Source organism: Kitasatospora purpeofusca, from assembly GCF_034043715.1.
Classification (GTDB): Bacteria; Actinomycetota; Actinomycetes; order Streptomycetales; family Streptomycetaceae; genus Kitasatospora; species Kitasatospora purpeofusca_A.
The window spans coordinates 190,042-211,922 of sequence record NZ_JAXCLC010000001.1 but is presented as its reverse complement, the minus strand read 5'-3'; the positions used below and the strand labels follow the sequence as shown (position 1 = coordinate 211,922).

Annotated in this window: 18 protein-coding genes and 1 pseudogene; 9 read left to right on the top strand and 10 right to left on the bottom strand. The window is 73.4% G+C overall.

The window, feature by feature from the left end; translation table 11 throughout:
- The first annotated feature begins 47 nt into the window (after positions 1 to 47).
- Positions 48 to 1,088 (top strand): DUF2510 domain-containing protein, encoded by a 1,041-nt coding sequence (locus SM793_RS00980; protein WP_320436015.1) that lies wholly within the window; start codon positions 48 to 50, stop codon positions 1,086 to 1,088.
- A gap of 100 nt (positions 1,089 to 1,188) precedes the next feature.
- Here the strand turns inward: SM793_RS00980 and SM793_RS00975 are convergent, their stop codons facing one another.
- The 7 genes and pseudogenes from SM793_RS00975 to cobU all read right to left on the bottom strand — a co-directional run.
- A complete protein-coding gene (locus SM793_RS00975) occupies positions 1,189 to 1,704 on the bottom strand; it encodes a DUF4240 domain-containing protein (RefSeq protein ID WP_320436014.1) in 516 nt (171 codons plus the stop codon).
- A gap of 201 nt (positions 1,705 to 1,905) precedes the next feature.
- The gene (sucB, locus tag SM793_RS00970) at positions 1,906 to 3,702 is read right to left on the bottom strand and encodes a 2-oxoglutarate dehydrogenase, E2 component, dihydrolipoamide succinyltransferase (protein WP_320436013.1); all 1,797 of its coding nucleotides are present in this window, start codon (positions 3,700 to 3,702) and stop codon (positions 1,906 to 1,908) included.
- Between the two features lie 59 nt (positions 3,703 to 3,761).
- Positions 3,762 to 5,168: a dihydrolipoyl dehydrogenase gene (gene lpdA, locus SM793_RS00965; RefSeq protein ID WP_320436012.1), complete on the bottom strand. Its 1,407-nt coding sequence runs from the start codon at positions 5,166 to 5,168 to the stop codon at positions 3,762 to 3,764.
- Positions 5,169 to 5,556: 388 nt separating this feature from the next.
- The gene (locus SM793_RS00960; protein ID WP_320436011.1) at positions 5,557 to 7,065 is read right to left on the bottom strand and encodes a leucyl aminopeptidase; all 1,509 of its coding nucleotides are present in this window, start codon (positions 7,063 to 7,065) and stop codon (positions 5,557 to 5,559) included.
- A gap of 297 nt (positions 7,066 to 7,362) precedes the next feature.
- Positions 7,363 to 8,136 (bottom strand): adenosylcobinamide-GDP ribazoletransferase, encoded by a 774-nt coding sequence (locus SM793_RS00955; RefSeq protein ID WP_320436010.1) that lies wholly within the window; start codon positions 8,134 to 8,136, stop codon positions 7,363 to 7,365.
- A gap of 93 nt (positions 8,137 to 8,229) precedes the next feature.
- Positions 8,230 to 9,345 (bottom strand): nicotinate-nucleotide--dimethylbenzimidazole phosphoribosyltransferase, encoded by a 1,116-nt coding sequence (locus SM793_RS00950; protein ID WP_320436009.1) that lies wholly within the window; start codon positions 9,343 to 9,345, stop codon positions 8,230 to 8,232.
- Between the two features lie 154 nt (positions 9,346 to 9,499).
- Positions 9,500 to 10,060: pseudogene (cobU, locus tag SM793_RS00945) on the bottom strand (bifunctional adenosylcobinamide kinase/adenosylcobinamide-phosphate guanylyltransferase); the annotation flags it as partial.
- Between the two features lie 175 nt (positions 10,061 to 10,235).
- On the opposite strand from cobU, the gene SM793_RS00940 reads away from it, so the two are divergent.
- On the top strand, positions 10,236 to 10,439 hold the full coding sequence (locus SM793_RS00940; protein ID WP_320436008.1) for a hypothetical protein: 204 nt from the start codon (positions 10,236 to 10,238) through the stop codon (positions 10,437 to 10,439).
- Between the two features lie 63 nt (positions 10,440 to 10,502).
- Here SM793_RS00940 and SM793_RS00935 read toward each other — a convergent pair whose 3' ends face one another.
- Both SM793_RS00935 and SM793_RS00930 read right to left on the bottom strand, forming a co-directional pair.
- Positions 10,503 to 11,198 (bottom strand): class I SAM-dependent methyltransferase, encoded by a 696-nt coding sequence (locus SM793_RS00935; protein ID WP_413815846.1) that lies wholly within the window; start codon positions 11,196 to 11,198, stop codon positions 10,503 to 10,505.
- Positions 11,199 to 11,428: 230 nt separating this feature from the next.
- Positions 11,429 to 12,028, bottom strand: a complete 600-nt coding sequence (locus tag SM793_RS00930; protein WP_413815838.1) for a DUF3043 domain-containing protein — start codon at positions 12,026 to 12,028, stop codon at positions 11,429 to 11,431.
- A gap of 299 nt (positions 12,029 to 12,327) precedes the next feature.
- Here SM793_RS00930 and SM793_RS00925 point away from each other — a divergent pair, with 299 nt between their 5' ends.
- A complete protein-coding gene (locus SM793_RS00925) occupies positions 12,328 to 13,131 on the top strand; it encodes a PspA/IM30 family protein (protein WP_266310872.1) in 804 nt (267 codons plus the stop codon).
- A gap of 71 nt (positions 13,132 to 13,202) precedes the next feature.
- Positions 13,203 to 13,496: a PspA-associated protein PspAA gene (gene pspAA / locus SM793_RS00920; protein ID WP_320436006.1), complete on the top strand. Its 294-nt coding sequence runs from the start codon at positions 13,203 to 13,205 to the stop codon at positions 13,494 to 13,496.
- 127 nt (positions 13,497 to 13,623) lie between these two features.
- On the opposite strand, the gene nadA is transcribed toward pspAA, so the two are convergent.
- On the bottom strand, positions 13,624 to 14,808 hold the full coding sequence (gene nadA, locus SM793_RS00915; protein ID WP_320436005.1) for a quinolinate synthase NadA: 1,185 nt from the start codon (positions 14,806 to 14,808) through the stop codon (positions 13,624 to 13,626).
- Between the two features lie 200 nt (positions 14,809 to 15,008).
- On the opposite strand from nadA, the gene SM793_RS00910 reads away from it, so the two are divergent.
- The 5 genes from SM793_RS00910 (at position 15,009) to SM793_RS00890 (ending at position 21,818) form a co-directional block, all read left to right on the top strand.
- A complete protein-coding gene (locus SM793_RS00910; RefSeq protein ID WP_320436004.1) occupies positions 15,009 to 15,932 on the top strand; it encodes an NADP-dependent oxidoreductase in 924 nt (307 codons plus the stop codon).
- A 222-nt stretch (positions 15,933 to 16,154) separates the two neighbouring features.
- Positions 16,155 to 16,619 carry an Lrp/AsnC family transcriptional regulator gene (locus SM793_RS00905; RefSeq protein ID WP_320436003.1) on the top strand — a complete coding sequence of 155 codons (465 nt, stop codon included), beginning with the start codon at positions 16,155 to 16,157 and terminating at the stop codon, positions 16,617 to 16,619.
- Positions 16,620 to 16,830: 211 nt separating this feature from the next.
- On the top strand, positions 16,831 to 18,213 hold the full coding sequence (locus SM793_RS00900) for a pyridoxal phosphate-dependent decarboxylase family protein (RefSeq protein WP_320436002.1): 1,383 nt from the start codon (positions 16,831 to 16,833) through the stop codon (positions 18,211 to 18,213).
- A gap of 251 nt (positions 18,214 to 18,464) precedes the next feature.
- Positions 18,465 to 18,698 (top strand): hypothetical protein, encoded by a 234-nt coding sequence (locus SM793_RS00895; RefSeq protein WP_320436001.1) that lies wholly within the window; start codon positions 18,465 to 18,467, stop codon positions 18,696 to 18,698.
- Between the two features lie 1,032 nt (positions 18,699 to 19,730).
- A complete protein-coding gene (locus SM793_RS00890) occupies positions 19,731 to 21,818 on the top strand; it encodes a glycosyl hydrolase family 18 protein (RefSeq protein WP_320436000.1) in 2,088 nt (695 codons plus the stop codon).
- The last annotated feature ends 63 nt before the right edge of the window (positions 21,819 to 21,881 follow it).

Here is a 21,881-nt window from a genome sequence, read left to right as displayed (position 1 = left end):
CAGACCCGCCCTGTCTGGAGCGTCACCCGGACGGGTAGGTTACGGCCGTGAGCAACTCGACGCCTCCCGGGTGGTACCCGGTACCGGGTGCGGACGGCACGGCCGGTCATGAGCGCTGGTGGGACGGCACGGCCTGGACCAGTGACGTGCGCCCCGTCCAGGCCGGCGGCGGCCCGATTGCCGACGCCCCGACGCAGGTCGCCTGGCAGAACCCCTCGGGGGGTTCCGCACCCGCGCCGCCGGCCTACGGCTACGGAGCCCCGCAGCAGGGGCAGCCTGGGTACGGCTACCCGGCGCAGAACCCGCCGGCCTACGGCTACCCGCCGGCCGCCTATCCGCCGCCGGAGCGGCCGAACCGGATCAGGACCGGGACGGCCGTCGGCATCGTGGTCGGCGTGCTGGCCGTGGTCGGTGTGGTGGCCGCGGTGGCGCTCAACAGCGGCGGTGCCGGCCCCACCGCCAAGCCGACCCAGCCGGTGGCCACCGTCACCGTCACCGACACACCGAGCCCGAGCGCCACCACCCCCGCCCCGACCAGGTCCTCCCCGCCGCCGCCGACCACGCCGCCGAAGCCGAGCCCGGTGCTCAAGGACACCGTGGCGGACCCGCAGCACGCCATCACCGTGCCGGTGTTCGAGGGCTGGGAGGCGAACACCACCGGGTCCCACTCCACCGTCTTCCTCGGCAACGGCCAGTACACCTGCCCCGGCGGCGGCAGCTGCATCCGGGGCCAGTTCTCGGTGGAGAAGGACACCATCGCCGGCACCACCGCCCGGGCGGCGGCCGAGGCGGCCATGCCGGCCTACGCGGCGGCGATCTTCAACAACATCACCGGGCACACCGACGCGGGCTCCTCCAGCACCACGGTCGCGGGCATCTCCGGGTACGCGGTGCGCTGGCACATCACCACCTCGGACGGCAGCAAGGGCTACATCCTGATGGCGGCCGTCCCCGCCAAGGGCGGCGGGTTCGTGGCCTTCGAGGGCGGGGTGGACGACGCCGCGGGCGCGCCCGACCCCTCCGTGCTGGACCAGATCCTCAAGGGCGTCAAGCAGGACACCAGCGAGGCGGCGGGCTCCAACACCTGAGCCGCCGCCGGGCCGCCGCCGGGGCGGGCCCGGCGGCGCCCCGGGCCCGCCGGGTTCGCCCGGCCCCCTCCCGGTCCGTCCCCGGTCCGCCCGTGCGCGGTCAGTCCCCGTACCGCTCCCAGAGCTTGGGAAACCGTTTCGCCATGACCTCGGAGTCGTCGAAGTCGAACGCGGCCCCGAACGGCTGCGCGGGCTGGCGTCCGCCCACCTCGGGCAGCGGCAGCCCGGTCAACTGCTCGTACGCCTCGTCGGCCGCGTAGCCGAGGTCCTCGGCCTCGCCGTCCTCCTCCTCGTCGAAGCCGGGCAGCAGGTCGGCCAGGTCGTCCGGCTCGTGCAGCCCGCCCTCGAAGACCTCCCGGCCCTGGCCGATCAGCCAGCACCGGAAGTAGTCGAAGGAGTCCTCGGAGGCCCCGCCCAGCAGCAGGTACGCCGCGCCCCACAGGTCGTGGCGGTAGGCACGCTGGAACCGGGCCTCGAAGAGCCGGGCGAAGTCGATGACGTCGTCCGGGGCCAGCTCGACGAGCCGCTCCACCAGACGGTCCGCCTGCTCGTCCGGGTCGCCCTCGGCGTCCTCCCGGGTGTCGTCGATGATCTGCCAGAAGTCGGTCTCGTCCATCACCGCTCCAGCATCCCTGTTCGGCCGCACGCGCGCATGCGAAGAGCGGGTGAATCGCCCGGAACCACACGAAAAACCCGGAACGGCGCGAAGACGCCCGCCGTCCACCGCCACCACCCCGCCCCGGACGCGCGGAACCCCGCGCCGTCCGGGGACGACGCGGGGTTCCGGTGCTGCCGGAGGGAGACCCCGGGCGGAGCCTTACAGGCCGAGCTCGACCTCGAACTCGCCGCTCTCCAGGATCTCCTTGACCGCGACCAGGTAGCGGGCGGCGTCGGCGCCGTCCACCAGGCGGTGGTCGTAGGAGAGCGACAGGTAGGTCATGTCACGGATGCCGATGGCGGTGCCGCCGTCGGCCTCGATGACGACCGGGCGCTTGACCGTCGCGCCGATGCCCAGGATGGCGGCCTGGTTCGGCGGCACGATGACGGTGTCGAACAGCGCGCCGCGCGAGCCGGTGTTGCTGATGGTGAAGGTGGCGCCGGACAGCTCGTCCGGGGTGATCTTGTTGTTGCGCACCTTGCCGGCCAGCTCGGCGGTCTTCTTCGAGATACCGGCGATGTTGAGGTCACCGGCACCCTTGATGACCGGGGTCATCAGACCCTTCTCCGAGTCCACCGCGATACCGATGTTCTCGGTGTCGAAGTAGGTGATGGTGCCCTCGGCGTCGTTGATCCGGGCGTTGACGACCGCGTGGGCCTTCAGCGCCTGGGCGGCGGCCTTGACGAAGAACGGCATCGGGGACAGCTTCACGCCCTCGCGGGCGAGGAAGGAGTCCTTGGCCTTGGCGCGCAGCGACATGATCCGGGTGACGTCCACCTCGACCACGCTGGTGAGCTGCGCCTGCTCGTGCAGGGCCTTCATCATGTTGTCGCCGATGACCTTGCGCATGCGGGTCATCTTGACCGTCTGGCCGCGCAGGGCCGACGGGGCGGCAGCGGCCTTCGGCGCGGCGGCGGCCGGGGCTGCGGCGACCGGGGCCGGCGCGGCCTTGGCGGCCTTGGCCGCCTCGGCGGCGGCCAGGACGTCCTGCTTGCGGATGCGGCCGCCGACACCGGTGCCGGTGACAGCGGTCAGCGCGACGCCGTGCTCGGCGGCGAGCTTGCGCACCAGCGGGGTGACGTAGGCGTCACCGGCGTCGGCCACCGGGGCGGCCGGAGCCGGGGCGGCCACCGGAGCCGGAGCAGCCGGAGCGGCAACGGGAGCCGGAGCAGCGACCGGAGCCGGAGCGGCCACCGGAGCCGGAGCGGCAACGGGGGCCGGAGCGGCCGGGGCAGCGACCGGAGCCGGAGCAGCCGGAGCAGCGGCCGGAGCCGGAGCGGCCACCGGAGCCGGAGCGGCCACCGGAGCCGGAGCGGCGGCGACGGCGCCCGCGGCACCGATCAGCGCGAGCTGGGCGCCGACCGCGGCGGTCTCGTCCTCGCCGACCAGGATCTTCACCAGGGTGCCGGCGACCGGCGACGGAATCTCGGTGTCGACCTTGTCGGTGGAGACCTCGAGCAGCGGCTCGTCGACCTCGACCGTGTCACCCTCGGCCTTCAGCCAGCGGGTGACGGTGCCCTCGGAGACCGACTCGCCCAGGGCCGGCAGCAGCACCGGGGTGGCGTCGGCGGCCGGGGCCGCCGGAGCGGCGGCGACCGGAGCGGCCGGCGCGGCCGGAGCCTCGGCGACCGGAGCCGGAGCGGCGACCGGGGCCTCCGCGACCGGGGCCGGGGCCGGGGCAGCGGCGGCCGGAGCCGCGGCGGCGACCGGTGCGCCCGAGCCGTCGTCGATGATCGCCAGCTCGGCGCCGACCGCGACGGTCTCGTCCTCGCCGACCTTGATCGAGGCCAGAATGCCGGAGGCCGGGGCCGGAATCTCGGTGTCGACCTTGTCGGTGGAGACCTCGAGCAGCGGCTCGTCGACCTCCACGCGCTCACCCTCGGCCTTCAGCCAACGGGTGACGGTGCCCTCGGAAACGCTCTCGCCCAGCGCGGGCAGTGTTACTGAGACCGCCATGGTTTCAGCGACTCCTATTCAAGTCTTGCGAACTGGAAGATGGGGGTGTGGGGGCGCGATCAGTCGTGCGCGTGCAGCGGCTTGCCGGCCAGCGCCAGGTGCGCCTCGCCCAGGGCCTCGGACTGGGTCGGGTGCGCGTGGATGAGCTGCGCGACCTCGGCCGGGAGAGCCTCCCAGTTGTAGATCAGCTGGGCCTCTCCGACCTGCTCGCCCATGCGGGCGCCGACCATGTGGACGCCGACCACGGCGCCGTCCTTGACCTGGACGAGCTTGATCTCGCCGGCGGTCTTCAGGATCTTGCTCTTGCCGTTGCCGGCCAGGTTGTACTTGACGGTGACGACCTTCTCCTTGCCGTACAGCTCGACGGCCTTGGCCTCGGAGATGCCGACGGAGGCCACCTCGGGGTTGGAGTAGGTCACCCGCGGGACGCCGTCGTAGTCGATCGGCACCGGCTTGAGGCCGGCCAGGCGCTCGGCGACGAGGATGCCCTCGGCGAAACCGACGTGGGCCAGCTGCAGGGTCGGGGCCAGGTCGCCGACGGCCGAGATGGTCGGCACGTTGGTGCGCATGTACTCGTCGACGAGGACGTAGCCGCGGTCCATCGCGACACCGTTCTCCTCGTAGCCGAGGCCGGCCGAGACCGGGCCGCGGCCGATGGCGACGAGCAGCAGGTCGGCGTCGATCTGCTTGCCGTTCTCGGTGGAGACGCGGACACCGGTCTCGGTGTACTCGACGCCGGAGAAGCGGGCCTTGAGCTCGAACTTGATGCCACGCTTGCGGAAGGCGCGCTCCAGCAGCTTGGAGGAGCTCTCGTCCTCCAGCGGGACCAGGTGCGGCAGGGCCTCGACGATGGTGACGTCGACGCCGAACGACTTCCAGACGGAGGCGAACTCGACACCGATCACGCCGCCGCCGAGGATGACGGCCGACTGCGGGATGCGGTCGAGCTTGAGGGCGTGGTCCGAGGAGATGACGCGGTTGCCGTCGATCTCCAGGCCCGGGATCGAGCGCGGCACGGAGCCGGTGGCCAGGACGATGTGGCGGCCCTCGATGCGCTGGCCGTTGACGTCCACCGAGGTCTGCGAGGAGAGCTTGCCCTCGCCCTGGACGAAGGTGACCTTGCGGGAGGCCACCAGGCCCTGGAGGCCCTTGTACAGGCCGGCGACGACGTCGTCCTTGTACTTGTGGACGCCATTGATGTCGATGCCCTGGAAGGTGGCCAGCACGCCGAACTCGGCGGCCTCCTTCGTCTCGTCGGCGATCTCGGCCGCGTGCAGCAGCGCCTTGGTCGGGATGCAGCCGCGGTGGAGGCAGGTGCCGCCGAGCTCGCCCTTCTCGACCAGGGCGACGCTCAGGCCCAGCTGGGCGCCGCGGAGCGCCGCGGCGTAACCGCCGCTTCCGCCTCCGAGAATGACTACGTCGAAAACGGTGCTGGCGTCGTTCGCCACGTCACGTCCTCCATGCAATGGGATGTGGATCGCCGGGCCGGTCGCGGTCCGGTGGGTCGGAAGCCCTTGTGGGGCGCCCAGTCGTGCCGGAAATACATCTTCGCACTTGTTCGCGGCGGCTGATGTCCGGGTCCGCCCCAGCGGTGTCCCCAAGGGCGGTCGCAGGGGTGGGAATACCCCGGACGGAGGGGCATCGTCGCAGCTCAAGGCGGGGTTGACAGGGGGCGGGAGGGGGTTTTCCGGGACCCTCGCGGCCGGCGGTTCCGCAGGGTGGAACAAAGTTTCGCCCGCAGCGAACACGGGTGCGGCGCGCGCCCGCGTCCCCTACCCGCAGGTAACCCGCGGTGGAAGCCGGACGGGGTCCGGCGCGTGCGCGCCGGACCCCGTCCTCGGTCGTGCCCCTCCGTCAGCCCTTGCCGCCCGCGGCCTTCTGCTCGGCGAAGCGGACCAGGGTGCGGACCGCCGTCGCGGTGCCGCCCTTCGGGGTGTAGCCGAACGGCGCGGCCTCGTGGAACGCCGGGCCGGCGATGTCCAGGTGCGCCCAGTCGATGCCCTCGGCCACGAACTCCTTCAGGAACAGGCCGGCCACCAGGCCGCCGCCCATCCGGTCGCCCATGTTGGCCAGGTCGGCGATGGTCGACTCGGTCATGCCCTTGCGCAGCTCGGCCGGCAGCGGCATCGGCCAGGACGGCTCGCCGACCTCGCCGGCGGCGGCGTGCAGGCTCGCGCGCAGCTCGTCGTTGTTGGCCATCACACCGAAGGTGCGGTTGCCCAGGGCCAGGATCATCGCCCCGGTCAGGGTCGCCACGTCGACGATGACGTCCGGGTTCTCCTCGCCGGCCCGCACGATGGCGTCGGCCAGCACCAGACGGCCCTCGGCGTCGGTGTTCAGCACCTCGACGGTCTTGCCGCCGTACATCCGCAGCACGTCGCCCGGGCGGGTGGCCGTACCGGACGGCATGTTCTCGGCCAGCGCCAGCCACGCGGTGACGTTGACCTGGAGGCCGAGGCGCTTGGCGGCGACCACGGCGGCGAACACCGCGGCGGCGCCGGCCATGTCGCACTTCATGGTCTCGTTGTGGCCGGCCGGCTTCAGCGAGATGCCGCCCGAGTCGTAGGTGATGCCCTTGCCGATGAACGCCAGCGTGGCCTTCGCCTTCGGGTGGGTGTACGCCACCTTCACCAGCCGCGGCGGGTTGGCCGAGCCGTTGCCGACGCCGAGCAGGCCGCCGAAGCCGCCCTTGAGCAGGGCCTTCTCGTCCAGCACCTCGACCTTGAGGCCGTGCTCCTTGCCGGCGGCCTGGGCGATCGCGGCGAAGGACTTCGGGTTCAGGTCGTTCGGCGCGGTGTTGACCAGGTCGCGGGCGCGGTTCATCTCCTCGCCGACGGCCACGGCACGCTCGACGGCCGCCTTGGCGTCCTTGCTGCCCTTGCGGGTCGAGAGCACCAGCAGCTCGCCGACCGGCTCCTTGCCGCCGTTGCCGTTCTGCTTGTAGGTGCCGAACGCGTAGGTGCCGAGCAGGGCGCCCAGCGCGACCGCCTCGACCTCCTCGGCGGACTCGGCCGGCAGGGCCAGCGCGACCTTCTTGCTGCCGGCCAGCGTGCGGGCGGCGACACCGGCGGCGCGGCGCAGGGCCTCCAGCTCGTACCCGCCCTCGACGGCGTCGCCGAGGCCGACCGCGAGCACGAGCGCGGCCTTCAGACCGGCCGGGGCGGGCACCTTGACGGCCTCGCCCTCGGCGCCGGTGGCGCCCAGGGTGGCGAGAACCTCGGCCAGCTTGCCCTCGAACGCCTCGGCCACGGCCTCGCCGCCCGGGGCCGGCACGAGGCCCTTGGAGCCCTTCGCCACGCCGATCACCAGGGCGTCCGCGCGCAGCGAGGCGGCGGCGGAGGTGCTCACAGACAATGCAGTCACGTAATGCGTCCTGTTCTTTCGCGGTCCACGACCGGTCGCGGCGCGAGTGCCGTACCGGCGCAGCCCGCAGCCGCCGGCCAGGCCGACCGGCCCGGCGGTGTCGGACCCGGGGCCCCTGGCTGCGCGCCCCCACCGTCGCGGCGGCCGCGCGCACCAGAGGCCCCGGCGCCGCGACGGGCGCCGGACGGGCAGGACCTGCGACGGTGCAGGGCTGCGGTGCTCCCCGCATGGTAGTCCGCATGGTGGGATCGCGCGCCGCCCGGTCCACCGCCTTTCGGCACCGGGGCTTCGGAGCCCTTATCCGCGCAGCAGCGCCAGGGCCAGCAGCGCACCCGTCGCGGCGGTCTCCACCGTCGCACCGAGCACGTCCCCGGTGATCCCGCCGAACCGCCGCACGCACCGCCGCAGCAGCGGCCGGGCGGCGCCGGTGCCGATCACAACGGCCAGCGGCAGCACGAGGGCTGACCATCCGTCAAGCAGGCCGACGACTCCGAGCAGGGCCGCCGCGGCCGCGGTCGAGGCGAGCGCCGCAGCCGGCGTCACGGTGCTCGCCACCATCGCGCCCAGCCCGCCCGGCCGGGCCGCCGGCACCGTGCGCAGGCAGCCCCAGGCGAGCGCGCAGCGCCCGGCCACCGCCGCTGCGAGCACCGCGAGCGCGCCCCGCAGCGGGGAACGGTCGAACTGCCCGGCCAGCGCGGCCACCTGCGCGAGCAGCACGAGGACGAGGGTGAGCACGCCGAACGGGCCGATGTCCGACTGCTTCATGATCCGCAGCGCGTCCTCGGCGGGCTTCCCGCTGCCCAGGCCGTCCGCGACGTCCGCCAGGCCGTCCAGATGGAGTCCCCGGGTGAGCACCGCGAGCACGCCGACCGCCGCGACCGCCCCGAGCGGCCCGCCCGCGCGCCAGGCGACCAGCGCCCCCGTCGCCCCGGCGAGCGCCCCGAGCACCACCCCGACCAGCGGCGCGGCCACCATCGCCCGCCCCCCGGACGCCCGGTCCCACCGGTCGACCCGCACCGGCAGCACCGACAGGGTCCCGAACGCGAACCGCAGCCCGTCCCGCACCGTCAACCACCCACTCCTGTCCGGCACCCGGCCGGGTGCCGGAAGCGCGCGTGCCAGGGGCCCGGGACCCGTCCGACGGATCCCGGGCCCCTGCCCTTCCTACAGCCTGCCCAGCAGCTCCGCCGCCGTCGGCAGCCGCGCCGGCTCCTTCGGCGCCGCCGGCACGTACGCCGTCGGCGGCTCGTCGGCCAGCGTGTCCGCCGCGGCCTGGAGCAGCGGCAGCGCCATCAGCGCGCCGACACCCTCGCCCATGGTGATCCCCTGCTCCTGCAGCGGCGTCAGGGTCAGCCGGTCGTAGGCCTTCGCCTGGGCCGGCTCGCCGCTGGTCTGCCCGGCCCGCCACCACTCCGGCGCCCGGAACGCGATCCGCTGCGCGACCAGCGCGCAGGCCGCCGAGACGACCCCGTCCAGCACCACCGGCAGCTTCCGCACCGCGGCCTGCAACAGGAAGCCGGTGATCGCCGCGAAGTCCGCGCCGCCGGTGGCCCCCAGCAACGCCAGCTGGTCACCCAGCACCGGCCGGGCCCGCCGCAGCGAGTCGCGCACGGTCGCGCACTTGACCATCCACACCCGGTCGTCGATGCCCGAGCCGCGCCCGGTGACCGCCGCCGCGTCCGTCCCGCAGAGCGCGCCGACCAGGACCGCCGCCACCGTGGTCGAGCCGACCCCGAGGTCGCCCAGCACCACCAGGTCGGTCCCGGCGTCGGCCTCCTCGTCGGCGACGGCCATCCCGGCCCGGAACGCCTTCGCGGTCTCCTCGGGGCTCAGCGCGTCCTCGACGTCGATCCGCCCGGAGCCGCGCCGCACCCGGTGCGCCGTCACGTCCTCGGGGAAGTCCGCGGCCTCGGCGTCGACCGCGACGTCCACCACCCGCACCCCGGCGCCGAAGCGCCGGGCGAGCAGCGCGACCGGCGCGGTGCCGTCGAGCACGGCCCGCACGCGCGCGGCCGTGCCGCCCCCGGCGGGCAGCCGGGAGACCCCGACCCGGGCCACCCCGTGGTCGGCGGCGAACAGCACCACCTTGGGCGCGGACAGCGGCCGCACGGGGGAGCGCCCCTGCACGGAGGACAGCCAGGCGCCCAGCTCCTCCAGCTTGCCGAGGCCGCCCAGCGGCCGGTCCAGCTCCTGCCACCGCTCCTCGGCGGCGCGCCGGGCGCTCTCGTCGGGGCGCTCGACGAGCGAGGAGAACGTATCGAGATCCACGGTCGTGTCCATCGTCCGGAAGGCTACACGCCGCGGGTGTTCACCGGACGGGCGCGCCGGTGCCGAACGGGAGAAGGGCCGAGCCGCCGACGAAGGAGGTGGCGCCGTGCCCGCCGACCTGTCGGTGCCGGGCCGGAACGCCCCGGAGGGAACCGGGCGCAGGTCGTCACCCGGCGGCGGGCTTGACGGTGAGAACCTGCCCCGCCACCACCAGCAGCACACGCTCGGAGGCGTCGGCGACCGCCATGTTGAGCCGGCCCAGGGTGTCGCGGAACCGGCGGCCGGCCGGGGTGGCCGGGACGACGCCCATGCCGACCTCGTTGCTGACCGCCACGACCCGCCGCCGGGTCCCGGCCCAGGCGGCCGCCAGCGCCGCGCAGCGCCGGCCCACCTCGGCCTCGCCGCCGTCCGCCCAGACCGCGTCGTCCCAGGCGCCGCACTCGTCCATCACCGAGGTGAGCCACAGCGCCAGACAGTCGATCAGCACCGGGGCCGGGTCGGCGGTGTCGGCCAGGACGGCCTCCAGCCCGCAGGTCTCGGCGGTGCGCCAGCTCGCCGGGCGCCGGTCCCGGTGCAGGGCGACCCGCTGCGCCCACTCCGCGTCGCCGTCCCGGGTGCCGCCGGTGGCCACGTACAGCACGTCGTCGTACCGGGCCAGCAGCTGTTCCGCCCGGGTCGACTTGCCGGACCGCGCGCCGCCGAGGAGCAGCGTGCGGGGGAGCGGTGCGTCAGATGTCATGGGCCCATCCTCGCCCACGGCGCTTACCGAAGATCCGGCCGGGCAACCTGAGGGCAGGTCCTCTCTTCCGGGTCACGTCGGATCATGCCTGGCGTGACCCGGAAGAGAGGACCTAGGGTGCGCAGCACAGCGCATCGCTGGTCGTCGGCGGGAGGAGCCGGGCATGGTCTGGACGTGGCGGTACGAGAAGGCGGACGGCACCGTGGTGGCCCCTGGCAGCGGGCAGGCGGAGGAGTTCGCCGGCCAGGGGGACGCGGAGACCTGGATCGGGGAGAACTGGAAGCAGTTGGCCGAGGACGGGGTGGACCGCGCCGTCCTGCTGGACGACGACCGCGAGATCTACACGATGGGTCTGCACGAGGGCTGATCCGGCCCGGACGGGGGCCGCTCGCCGGTGCGCGGGCGGCCTACCCCGGGCTGCCGGTCGGGGCTACTTCATCCCGACGACGTGCAGCAGCGCGGCGACCTGCCGGTACGGGTCGGTGCGGCCGGCCCGCTCCTCGGCCTCCAGCAGCTGGGCGAGCTGGCGGCCGTCCACGGGCGGCGCGTCGTCGGGGGCGCTCTCGGTGAGGACCCGGACGCCGTACCAGTGCCGCAGCGGCACGGACACCTCGGAGAGGGTGACGGCGAGGTCGCCGATCCGGTCGGCGCGGGCCGCCAGACCGAGCCGGTTGTAGTACCGGTCGCTCTCGAAGGCTTCCAGGGCGGCGCGCCAGTCGCCGGCGGCGGCGGGCCGCAGGGCGAGCGCGTCGCGGTTGCGGACCACCAGCGAGAGCAGCCCGCCCGGGGCGAGCAGCCGGGCCAGCGAGGCGATCATCGGATCGGGGTCCGGCAGGTACATCAGCACGCCGTGGCAGAGGACGACGTCGAAGCTGCGGGCCCCGAACCAGCGCCCGCACTGGTGCCCGTCGCCGATCAGCAGCTGGACCCGCTCGCGTACGGCGTCGGGCTCCTCGGCCAGCGTCTCCTGGGCGGCGCCGAGCGCGGCCGGGTCGGAGTCGATGCCGGTGACGTAGTGGCCGGCCCGGGCCAGCCGCAGGGCCTGGGTGCCCCGGCCGCAGCCGATGTCGAGGACGCGCTGGGCGGTGCGTCCGGTGAGCTGCTCGGCGAGCTGCCGGGCGACCATCTCCTGCCGGACGAGGTTGCGCAGGGTGCCGGAGCGCCCCGGCGCGGGGCCGGTGCCGCCGGCGAAGGAGCCGCTGCGCGAGGGCAGCCGCCGCTCCTGGCCGTGCCGCTCGTACCCGTCGCGCTCCTGGGCGAACCGGTCGTGGCCGCCGCCCCCCTGGCCGGGGAGCGCGTACAGGCCGGGCCCGTCCCACAGGGGAGGGGCCCAGCCGGAGTCCACCGGTTCGGCGGTCAGGGCTTCTCCCCGCGCCGCACCTGCGGCTTGGGCAGTCGCAGCCGGCGCATCTGCAGGATGCGCATCAGGCCGTACGCGACCGCGCCGCGGCTGTTCTGCCCGGCGAAGCGCTCGGCGAGCTGCTTGCGCAGGCCGAGGCCGAGTCGGACGAAGTCCAGGATCACCAGGACGAAGAAGAGCAGGAACAGCACGGTGGAGAGCAGCTGCAGGGCCGGCACCTTGACGATGCTGAGCACCAGGATCAGCACGGCGGCGGGCAGGAAGAACTCGGCGAGCGACCAGCGGGCGTCCACGTAGTCGCGGGTGAACTTCCGCACCGGGCCCTTGTCACGGGCCGGCAGGTGGCGTTCGTCGCCGTCCACCAGCGCCTGGCGCTGCTTCTCGCGCTCGGAGCGCATCCGCTCGCGGGCCTGGCGGGAGGCCTCCTTGCGGTCCTTGGGCACGGTGACCCTGGTCCGGCGGTTGGTCTCGGCCTCGCTGCGCTTGGGCGTGGGCCGCCCCTTCTTCGCCTGCGGGTCGCGGGTCTGCGTCTTGCCGTCCTGCTTCTCCAGCACGGTGGCGGAGGCGGCGGCATCATCTGAACGGCGTCGGAACACACCACCAGCCTACGGGGTGCGGCGCCGCTTCTTCGGGCCCCCCGGGAACCGAACGCGTATCGATCGCGTCCCGGACCGGCCGCGACGGGTCGGCCGGGGCTGTCCCGTAGGGGATCACTCCGCTGACCGGCGGGTGGAATGAGGGCGGGATCCACCCCGCGGATGAGGCTTCCCGGGACCGACCTGTAGCAGGCTTGTTGCAGGCAGGTGCACTGCGGCGACGGGCTCGCTGCACATACACTCGTCGTGTCTGGTAAGAGACTTAGACCGCAGGCCGGAGAAGGGGGCACCCGAGGCCCATGAGCGACGGAATCATGAAGCGTATGGGGCTGATCTTCCGCTCCAAGGCGAACAAGGCCTTGGACCGGGCGGAGGATCCGCGTGAGACGCTCGATTATTCGTACCAGAAGCAGCTCGAGCTGCTGCAGAAGGTGCGTCGTGGTGTCGCGGACGTGGCCACCTCGCGCAAGCGTCTGGAGCTCCAGCTGACCCAGCTGCAGCAGCAGTCGGCGAAGTACGAGGACCAGGGCCGCAAGGCGCTCTCGCTCGGCCGGGAGGACCTCGCCCGCGAGGCTCTCACCCGCAAGGCGAACATGCAGTCCCAGATCAACGACCTGGAGGTGCAGTACCAGCAGCTCCAGGCCGAGGAGGAGAAGCTCACGCTCGCCTCCCAGCGGCTGCAGGCCAAGGTCGACGCCTTCCGCACCAAGAAGGAGACCATCAAGGCCACCTACACCGCGGCCCAGGCGCAGACCCGGATCGCCGAGTCCTTCTCCGGTATCTCGGAGGAGATGGGCGATGTCGGTCTGGCGATCCAGCGGGCCGAGGACAAGACCGCGCAGATGCAGGCCAGGGCCGGTGCGATCGACGAGCTGCTGGCCTCCGGCGCGCTCGACGACGCCAGCGGTCTCGGCCGCAAGGACGACATCGAGGCCGAGCTGGAGCGGGTGGCCGGCGGTTCCGACGTCGAACTGGAGCTGGCCCGGATGAAGGCCGAGCTGACCGGGGGCTCCCCGGCCGGCCCGCAGGCGATCGAGCAGGGCCGGCCGCAGGATGCCGCGCCGCAGCAGCAGGACGGCCCGCGGATCAACTACAACAAGTAGGGCAGCAACCGACCTGAGCTCCACCCCGGAGCACCTCCGGGAACATCCCCAGGAACAGGGAGACGCACGGCATGATCATGCGGGTCATGGGTGAGGGACAGTTCCAGGTGGGCGAGACCCATCTGAACCGGCTCAACGAGCTCGACGAGGAGCTTCTCACCGCACTGGAGTCGGGGGACGAGGAACAGTTCCGCCGGGCGCTCGTCGAGCTGCTCGGCGCCGTGCGGGAGTTCGGCACCCCGTTGGCGGACGATTCGCTGGAGCCGTCGGACCTGATCCTGCCGGATGCCGAGGCCACCATCGCCGACGTCCGCGAGATGCTGCGGGCGGAGGGCGACGGCCTCATCCCGGGCGTTCCCGAGTAGCCGCCGTCTCGCGCCAGACACAGGGGCGGGCCCCCTCCGCACGGAGGGGGCCCGCCCTTTGTCGGTGCCCGCGCCGGGGCCGGCGCCGGCGCGGGAACCCGCGGACCGGCGGCGGACCGGCGAATCGTTACGGCAGGGCCAGCATCCGGTCCAGCGCCGCCTTGGCGTACTTCTCGGTCTCCGGGTCGACCTTGATCACGTTCGGCACCCGGCCCTCGACCAGCGACTCCAGCGCCCAGACCAGGTGCGGGAGGTCGATCCGGTTCATGGTGGAGCAGAAGCAGACCGCCCGGTCGAGGAAGACGACCTCCTTGTCCGGGTGCGCCTTGGCGAGCCGGCGGACGAGGTTGAGCTCGGTGCCGATGGCCCACTTGGAGCCGGGCTCGGCGGCGTCCAGCGCCTTGATGATGTACTCGGTCGAGCCGACCATGTCGGCCGCCGAGACGACCTCGTGCCGGCACTCCGGGTGCACCAGGACGTTGACGCCGGGGACCCGCTCGCGCACGTCGTTCACCGAGTCCAGGGTGAACCGGCCGTGCACCGAGCAGTGGCCGCGCCAGAGGATCATCTTCGCGTCCCGCAGCTGCTGGACGGTCAGGCCGCCGTTCGGCTTGTGCGGGTTGTAGAGGACGCAGTCGTCCAGCGAGAAGCCCATGTCCCGCACCGCGGTGTTGCGGCCCAGGTGCTGGTCGGGCAGGAACAGCACCTTCTGGCCCTGCTCGTACGCCCACTCCAGCGCCCGCCGGGCGTTGGAGGAGGTGCAGATGGTGCCGCCGTGCCGACCGGTGAAGGCCTTGATGTCGGCGGAGGAGTTCATGTACGAGACCGGGACGGTGACGTCGGCTATCCCGGCGTCGGTCAGGACGTCCCAGCACTCGGCGACCTGCTCGGCGGTGGCCATGTCGGCCATCGAACAGCCCGCGGCGAGGTCCGGCAGGACGACCTGCTGGGCGTCGCCGGTGAGGATGTCGGCGGACTCGGCCATGAAGTGCACACCGCAGAAGACGATGTACTCGGCCTCCGGGCGGGCCGCCGCGTCCCGGGCGAGCTTGAAGGAGTCGCCGGTGACGTCGGCGAACTCGATCACCTCGTCGCGCTGGTAGTGGTGGCCCAGGATGAAGACGCGGTCGCCGAGCGCGGCCTTGGCCGCGCGGGCGCGCTCGACGAGGTCCGGATCGGACGCCGGGGGCAGGTCGCCCGGGCACTCGACGCCGCGCTCGCTGTTCGGATCGGCCTGGCGGCCGAGCAGCAGCAGAGCGAGCGGCGTCGGAGTGGGGTCGACGCCGTAGGTCTCGGTGATGGTGGTGGTCACGGGCGAGTGCCCTTCTGTGCGGCCGATCGGGCGTGCAGCCTTTTCGTCTATCTGACGCGATCTATCATAACCGGTTAGCGTCAGAGTGACGATGGCCATCCTGTCGATGTGACGAGAACCGCTCGCCGGTTCGGAGCCTTCCCGGGCCCCTCCGGCGTGGCCGGAACCGGATCCAGGTCCGGCCGGGTTTCGCTGGTGGCATGAAGGCAATCGCGATCCACCGCTACGGCGGCCCCGAGGTGGTCGAGTACACCGACCTGCCCGACCCGAAGGTCGGCCCGGACTCGGTGCTGGTGCAGGTCAGGGCGGCCGGGGTGAACCCGGTCGACTGGAAGGTGCGGGACGGGCTGCTGGACGGCCTGCTCGACGCGCACTTCCCGCTGGTGATGGGCTGGGACGCCGCGGGGGTGGTCCGGGCCGTCGGCGGCGGCGTCACCGAGTTCGCGCCCGGCGACGAGGTCTACGGCTGTGTGCGCAAGGACACGGTCGAGCACGGCACCTATGCCGAGCTGGTGGCCGCGCCGGTCCGCACCCTGGCCCGCAAGCCGGCCGCGCTGGACTGGGCGCAGGCCGGCGGACTGCCGCTGGCCGGGCTCACCGCCCTCCAGTCGCTGCGGGCGGTGGACGCGGGCCCCGGCGACACCGTCCTGGTGCACGCCGCCGCCGGCGGGGTCGGCCACCTGGCCGTCCAGATCGCCCGCGCCCTGGGGGCCCGGGTGATCGGCACCGCCGGCGAGCGCAACCACGCCTATCTGCGCGAGCTCGGCGCCGAGCCGGTCCGGTACGGCGAGGGACTGGCGGAGCGGGTCAGGGCGCTGGCCCCGGACGGGGTGGACGCGGCCCTGGACCTGGTCGGCGGCGACGCCGTCGAGGTCTCGGCCGGACTGGTCGCCGACCCGGCGCGGATCGCCTCCACCGCCGACTTCGGCGTCAAGGCCCGCGGCGGCCGGTACGTCTGGGTCCGCCCGGACGCCACCGGACTGGCCGAGCTGGCCGCGCTCGCCGACGAGGGGCGGCTGACCGTGACCGTCGCCTCCACCTTCCCGCTCGCCCAGGCCGCCTCCGCCCAGGCGCTGAGCGCCGAGGGCCGCACCCGGGGCAAGATCGTCCTGCTCACCGGCTGACCGGTTGACCGGTTGACCGGTTGACCTTTTGACCGGCCGACCGGCCGACCGGCCGAGTGGCGCCCGGCCGACGGACGGACGTCCTCCCGTTGTCATCCGTCAGCGGTGAACTCGCTCCTGACATCCGCCAGAATGGAGCCGAACCGTTTCGGCGGGCCGCCGCCCCGGCGGGCGAGGCCCGCCCCGATCCCGACGCCGCACGACCCGTGGAGCCCCGCACCGATGAGCAGCAGCCGAGCGAACGAGACGGTCGGGACCTCCCTGGACGAGACCGACCGCCTCCTGCTCGCCCGGCTGGCCGGGGACGGCCGCGCCTCGTACGCCGAGATCGGGCTCCAGGTGAACCTCTCCGCCACCGCCGTCCGCCGCCGGATCGACCGGCTGCGGGCGCGCGGGGTGGTCCGCGGCTTCACCGTGGTGCTCGACCCCTCGGTGCTCGGCTGGCAGACCGAGGCCTTCGTCGAGGTCTACTGCCGTGAACGGACCGCCCCCGAGGAGATCCTCGCCAGCCTGCGGCAGTTCCCCGAGGTGATCGCCGCCTGGACGGTCACCGGCGATCCGGACGCGCTGGTGCACCTGAGGGCCGCCGACATGCGCCATCTGGAGGCGGTCATCGAGCGGATCCGCCGCGAGCCCGGCGTCCAGCGCAGCCGCTCCTCCGTGGTCCTCTCCCAGCTGATCGGTTAGGCGGGGGAACCTCCCCGTTCGGCCCAATTCGCCCCCCGCGCAGGAATCCTGCGCGGGGCTCGCCGAAGACGCCCGAAAGCTGCCCGACCGGCCGCGTTCCGACGCGCGGGGAGGGCCTGCGGCTGCCTACGCTGATCACGTCCGGTCCGTGCGGTGCAGACCCCCCGTGCCACCGGACTTCCCGACCCCCACAGATCCGAGAGGGACACCCGTGTCCGCAGCCCCCGACCGCATGCACCGGCCCGACAGCGACCTGGTCGACCTGGTTTTCGACTACATGCGCGAGCGGCTGCAGTACGACCCCGTCCCGCTCGACCACCCCGGTGACGGCGAGCACCTGCGCGCCCAGCTGTCCGGCCTGCTCAACCAGGACGGCAACGACCCGGCCGACGTGCTCAAGCTCTACGACCACGAGCTCTCCCGCGCGGTGATCTCCGCCGACAGCCCGCGCTACCTGTCCTTCATCCCGTGCGCCCCCACCAAGGCCGCGCTGCTCTTCGACATGGTGGTCTCCTGCGCCTCGCTCCAGGGCATCTCCTGGCTGGAGGCGGCCGGCGCGATCGCCGCCGAGAACCAGGTGCTGCGCCTGATAGCCGACCGCGCGGGCATGCCGGCCTCGGCCGGCGGCACCTTCGTCTCCGGCGGCTCGGCCGGCAACCTCTCCGCCCTGGTCGTCGCCCGGGACACGGCCCGCCGCCGGCTCGCGGCGGAGGGCCGGCCCAGCGGTCCTGAGGTCCGGCTGCGGATCGCCGTCGCCGACCAGGTGCACTCCTCGGTCAAGAACACCTTCAACATCATCGGCGTCGAGGCGTTCAAGGTCCCGACCGTCGACCGCCGGTTCACCGGCGAGGCGCTGCGCGCCGCCCTGGCCGCCGACCCGGACCCGGAGACGGTGATCGCGATCGTCGGCACCGGCGGCACCACCAACGAGGGCATCGTCGACGACCTCCAGGGCCTGTCCGAGGTCGCCCGCGAGCGCGGGCTGTGGTTCCACGTGGACGGCGCCTACGGCGGCGCGGGCCTGTTCGCCCCCTCCGTCCGGGAGCGCTACAACGGCATCGAGCACGCCGACTCCTTCGTCGTCGACCCGCACAAGTGGCTGTTCGCGCCGTTCGACTGCGCCGCGCTGATCTACCGCAACCCCCAGCTCGCCCGCGCCGTGCACACCCAGGACGCCTCCTACCTGGACGTGCTGCACACCGAGGGCGACGAGTGGAACCCCACCGACTACGCCTACCACCTGACCCGGCGCGCCCGCGGCCTGCCGCTGTGGTTCTCGCTCGCCGTGCACGGCGTCCAGGCGTACACCGACGCCATCGAGACCGGCCTGACGCTGGCCCGGGACACCGCCCAGCTGATCCGTGACAGCGAGCACCTGGAGCTGCTGTTCGACCCGCAGCTCTCCGCGGTCTGCTTCAAGCGCAAGGGCTGGACCGGCGACGACTACTACCGCTGGTCGCAGCAGCTGCTGGCGGACCAGATCGGCTTCGTCACCCCCACCGGCTGGGACGGCGAGACGGTCGCCCGCTTCGCCTTCCTGCACCCGGGCACCACCATGGAGATGGTCAAGGAGATCCTCGACACCATGGAGTGACGGCCGCCGCGCACCCGCCTGGACGCCGGGGGCCCCCCCCCCCCCCCGGGGGGGGGGGGGGGCCGGCCCCCGCCCCCCCCCCCCCCCGGGCGGCCACCGTTCCCGCGCCGGCCACCGGCGCCCCCGCCGACTCCCCGGCCCCGGCCGACCCCGGCAAGCCGCCGGCCGAGCCCCCGGCCGCGCCGAAGCCGGCGCCGCCCACCGACGCGGGACTGCCCGGCAAGCCCGCCGCCGACGCCACGGCGCAGCTGGTGGCCGCCCTGGACGCGATCGATCCGGCGATCGTCGGCGGCAAGCCCGAGCAGGCCGTCGACCGGGCCCGCAACCAGTGCCAGGCGATGTACCAGTTCCCGAAGGACCGGGCCAAGTTGATCGACCTGGCCAACCAGCGCTTCACGGATCCCGCCCACCCCCAGGGTTTCGGGGCCGAGAAGGCGGAAAAAATCCTCGATGCGCTGCGTACCGTTCTCTGCCCGTCGGTCTGAGCCAGGCCCGACGGGCCCCGATCGGCCCGGTGTCCTGAGCGCCGGGCCCGCCGTGGCCGCGCGCGACGACCAACCGCGCGGCCACGGCACACACCTGCCGCCGGCTCAGACGGCACTCCAGGCAGTGTCCTTGTCGTCGGACGAGACGAAGTTCATGGTTCCTCCTCTCCAGGGGTCGGCGGGCGTACGGGCATGAGCGTCGGCGCGGAGGTGCCGGCGGACCGGCGCAGCCGCGGACGGACGCGTACAGGTGGAACGGACAACGGGACGGCGGACGCACCGCGCGCGCCGACCGGTGCCCCAACGGACCGGAACCCGGCCCGACCGGGGCACGCCCGTCGGCGTTCCGGCAGGCCGGCCCGGACCGGTGGGGGGACCCGACGCGAGGCATCACGACGCGAGGCGGTATGGCGCGAGAGGGTGTTGGGGCCCGCCGACGGGCAGGGCGGCGGACGAGCGGCGAGGCGAACGGCGAGGCGAACGGACACGGTCCGACCGCCGGCCACCGAAGGCGGCGGGCGGGGACCCGGGGGCCGGGGGCTCACCCCTGCGGGCGGCAGCCGCCCTCTCTGTCGAGCTTCCAGTCGAGGTCTCGCATGACTCCGATGATGTCGGAGTGTCCGCACCGGTCACAACCGGATTGTTCGACGGTTGACCGATCCTCGGCCAACCTCGCCCCTTCGCCGACGAACTGTTAGGACTCTTGACAGAGCAGTGGTCTAGTCCAACCATAGGCATGTCGATCCGACCGGGATGCACTGTGGGGGTGTGACCACCGGCGGCTGAGGCGCTGCCCTGCCCTGCTCCGCTCCGCCCCCAGGCCCCGTCACGGTCCATGCGCGCGTCCGCGTACGCCGCCCGCCGTGCCCTGCGTCCTGGGGGTCCGCACACCCCCGAGCACCGCCCCCGCCGTACGGCCGAAAAGCTCCTCTCCCGGCCCGGCAGTCCACCCCGCGCGTCCACCGCGGACGCCGCGGAACAGTCCCGCACGCTTCACCAACGTCCTGCCCCACCACGTCTGTTGGAGAACCCATGCGTCTACCCAGAACACTCAGGGCCGCCCTGACGGCCTGTGTCACGCTCGTCGCGTCCGCCGGCCTGGTCGCCGGCGCGATGCCGGCGGGCGCGGCGCCGACCGGCCCGGCCACCGCCGAGGTCACGGCCGCGACCCCGCTCCCCACCCGGGTGTTCGCCCCCTACTTCGAAGCCTGGACCGGCGAGAGCCCCGCCACGCTGGCCGCGCAGTCCGGCGCCAAGTACCTGACGATGGCGTTCCTGCAGACCGCCACCAAGGGCTCCTGCACGCCGTACTGGAACGGCGACACCTCGCTGCCCGTCGCGCAGTCCTCGTTCGGCGCCGACTTCGCCAAGATCCGTGCCAACGGCGGCGACGTCATCCCGTCGTTCGGCGGCTACACCGCCGACACCACCGGCACCGAACTGGCCGACAGCTGCACCGATGTCAACCAGATCGCCGCCGCCTACGAGAACCTGATCACCACGTACGAGATCAGCCGGATCGACCTCGACATCGAGGTCGACTCGCTGGACAACGCGGCCGGTGTCGACCGCCGCAACAAGGCGATCAAGCTGGTCCAGGACTGGGCCGCCGCCAACGGCCGGCAGATCCAGTTCTCCTACACACTGCCGACCACCACCAGCGGGCTCGCCGCCAGCGGACTCGCGGTGCTGAAGAACGCCGTCACCAACAAGGCCCGGATCGACGTCGTCAACATGATGACGTTCGACTACTACGACAACGCCGCGCACGACATGGCGGCCGACACCCAGACCTCCGCCACCGGCCTGTACAACCAGCTGGCGAAGCTCTACCCGACCAAGACCCCGGCGCAGCTGTGGGGTTCGATCGGCATCACCGAGATGATCGGCGTCGACGACTTCGGCCCGGCGGAGACCTTCACCCTCGCCAACGCCACCACCGTCTACAACTGGGCGGTCTCGAAGGGCATCAACACGCTGTCCTTCTGGGCGCTGCAGCGCGACAACGGCAGCTGCGCCGGCGCCGCCGCCCGTGACGACTGCTCCGGAATCGCCCAGAACACCTGGGACTTCACCAAGATCTTCGCCCCGTTCACCAGCAACACCCAGCCGGTGAACGACTTCTCGGTCGGCGTGAACCCCAACTCCGCGACGGTCGTGGCCGGTTCCTCGGCGACGGCGACCATCAGCACCGCGGTGGTCTCCGGTTCGGCGCAGAGCGTCAACCTCACCGTGAGCGGCGCCCCGGCCGGGGTCACCGCCACCGTCAACCCCGGTAGCGTCACCGCCGGTTCCCCGGCGACGCTCACCGTCGCCACCACCGCCGGGGCAACCCCGGGCAGCTACCCGCTCACCGTGACCGGCACCGCCGCCTCCGGCAGCCACACCACCACCTTCACGCTGAAGGTGACGAGCACCCAGCCCGGCAACGACTTCTCGGTCGGCGTGAGCCCCGCCGCCGGTTCGGTGACCGCCGGCTCCTCGGCGACCGCGACCGTCGGCACGACCGTCGTCTCCGGTTCGGCGCAGAGCGTCAACCTCACCGTGAGCGGCGCCCCGGCCGGGGTCACCGCCACCGTCAACCCGGGCACCGTGACCGCCGGCTCCTCGGCCACGCTCACGATCGCCACCACCGCCGCCACCACCCCGGGCAGCTACCCGCTCACCGTGACCGGCACCGCCGCCTCCGGCAGCCACACCAGCACCTACACGCTGACCGTCACCGGCGTCACGCCGCCCGGCGGTCTCGTGAACGGCGGCCTGGAGACCGGCAGCCTCGGCCCGTGGACCTGCCAGACCGGCGGCAGCGTGGTGGGCACCCCGGTCCACTCGGGCTCGTACGCACTGCAGGCGGCGGCCAACGCGTCCCAGACCGGCCAGTGCTCCCAGACGGTCACCCTGGCGCCCAACAAGGCCTACACCCTGAGTGGCTGGGTGCAGGGCAGCTACGCCTACGTCGGCGTGAGCGGTGGCGCCACCGGCTCCGCCTGGACCAGCGCCTCCGGCTGGACCAAGCTCAGCGTCCCGTTCACCACCGGTGCCTCCGGGACCGTGACCGTCTACCTGCACGGCTGGTACGGCCAGGGCAGCGTCTACGGCGACGACTTCTCGATCGCCTGACGGTCGGACCGGCCGCGCGGGCGGGGAGGTGGTGGAGGGCGACCGGCGGCGACCGGCTGACCC

Excerpts from the sequence above, each read along its gene's own strand:
- SM793_RS00975 (WP_320436014.1), bottom strand. The coding sequence starts at position 1,704 with ATGGACGAGACCGACTTCTGGCAGATCATCGACGACACCCGGGAGGAC.
- sucB (WP_320436013.1), bottom strand. The coding sequence starts at position 3,702 with ATGGCGGTCTCAGTAACACTGCCCGCGCTGGGCGAGAGCGTTTCCGAG.
- SM793_RS00950 (WP_320436009.1), bottom strand. The coding sequence starts at position 9,345 with ATGGACACGACCGTGGATCTCGATACGTTCTCCTCGCTCGTCGAGCGC.
- SM793_RS00940 (WP_320436008.1), top strand. The coding sequence starts at position 10,236 with ATGGTCTGGACGTGGCGGTACGAGAAGGCGGACGGCACCGTGGTGGCC.
- SM793_RS00935 (WP_413815846.1), bottom strand. The coding sequence starts at position 11,198 with ATGGTCGCCCGGCAGCTCGCCGAGCAGCTCACCGGACGCACCGCCCAG.
- SM793_RS00925 (WP_266310872.1), top strand. The coding sequence starts at position 12,328 with ATGAGCGACGGAATCATGAAGCGTATGGGGCTGATCTTCCGCTCCAAG.
- pspAA (WP_320436006.1), top strand. The coding sequence starts at position 13,203 with ATGATCATGCGGGTCATGGGTGAGGGACAGTTCCAGGTGGGCGAGACC.
- SM793_RS00910 (WP_320436004.1), top strand. The coding sequence starts at position 15,009 with ATGAAGGCAATCGCGATCCACCGCTACGGCGGCCCCGAGGTGGTCGAG.
- SM793_RS00905 (WP_320436003.1), top strand. The coding sequence starts at position 16,155 with ATGAGCAGCAGCCGAGCGAACGAGACGGTCGGGACCTCCCTGGACGAG.
- SM793_RS00890 (WP_320436000.1), top strand. The coding sequence starts at position 19,731 with ATGCGTCTACCCAGAACACTCAGGGCCGCCCTGACGGCCTGTGTCACG.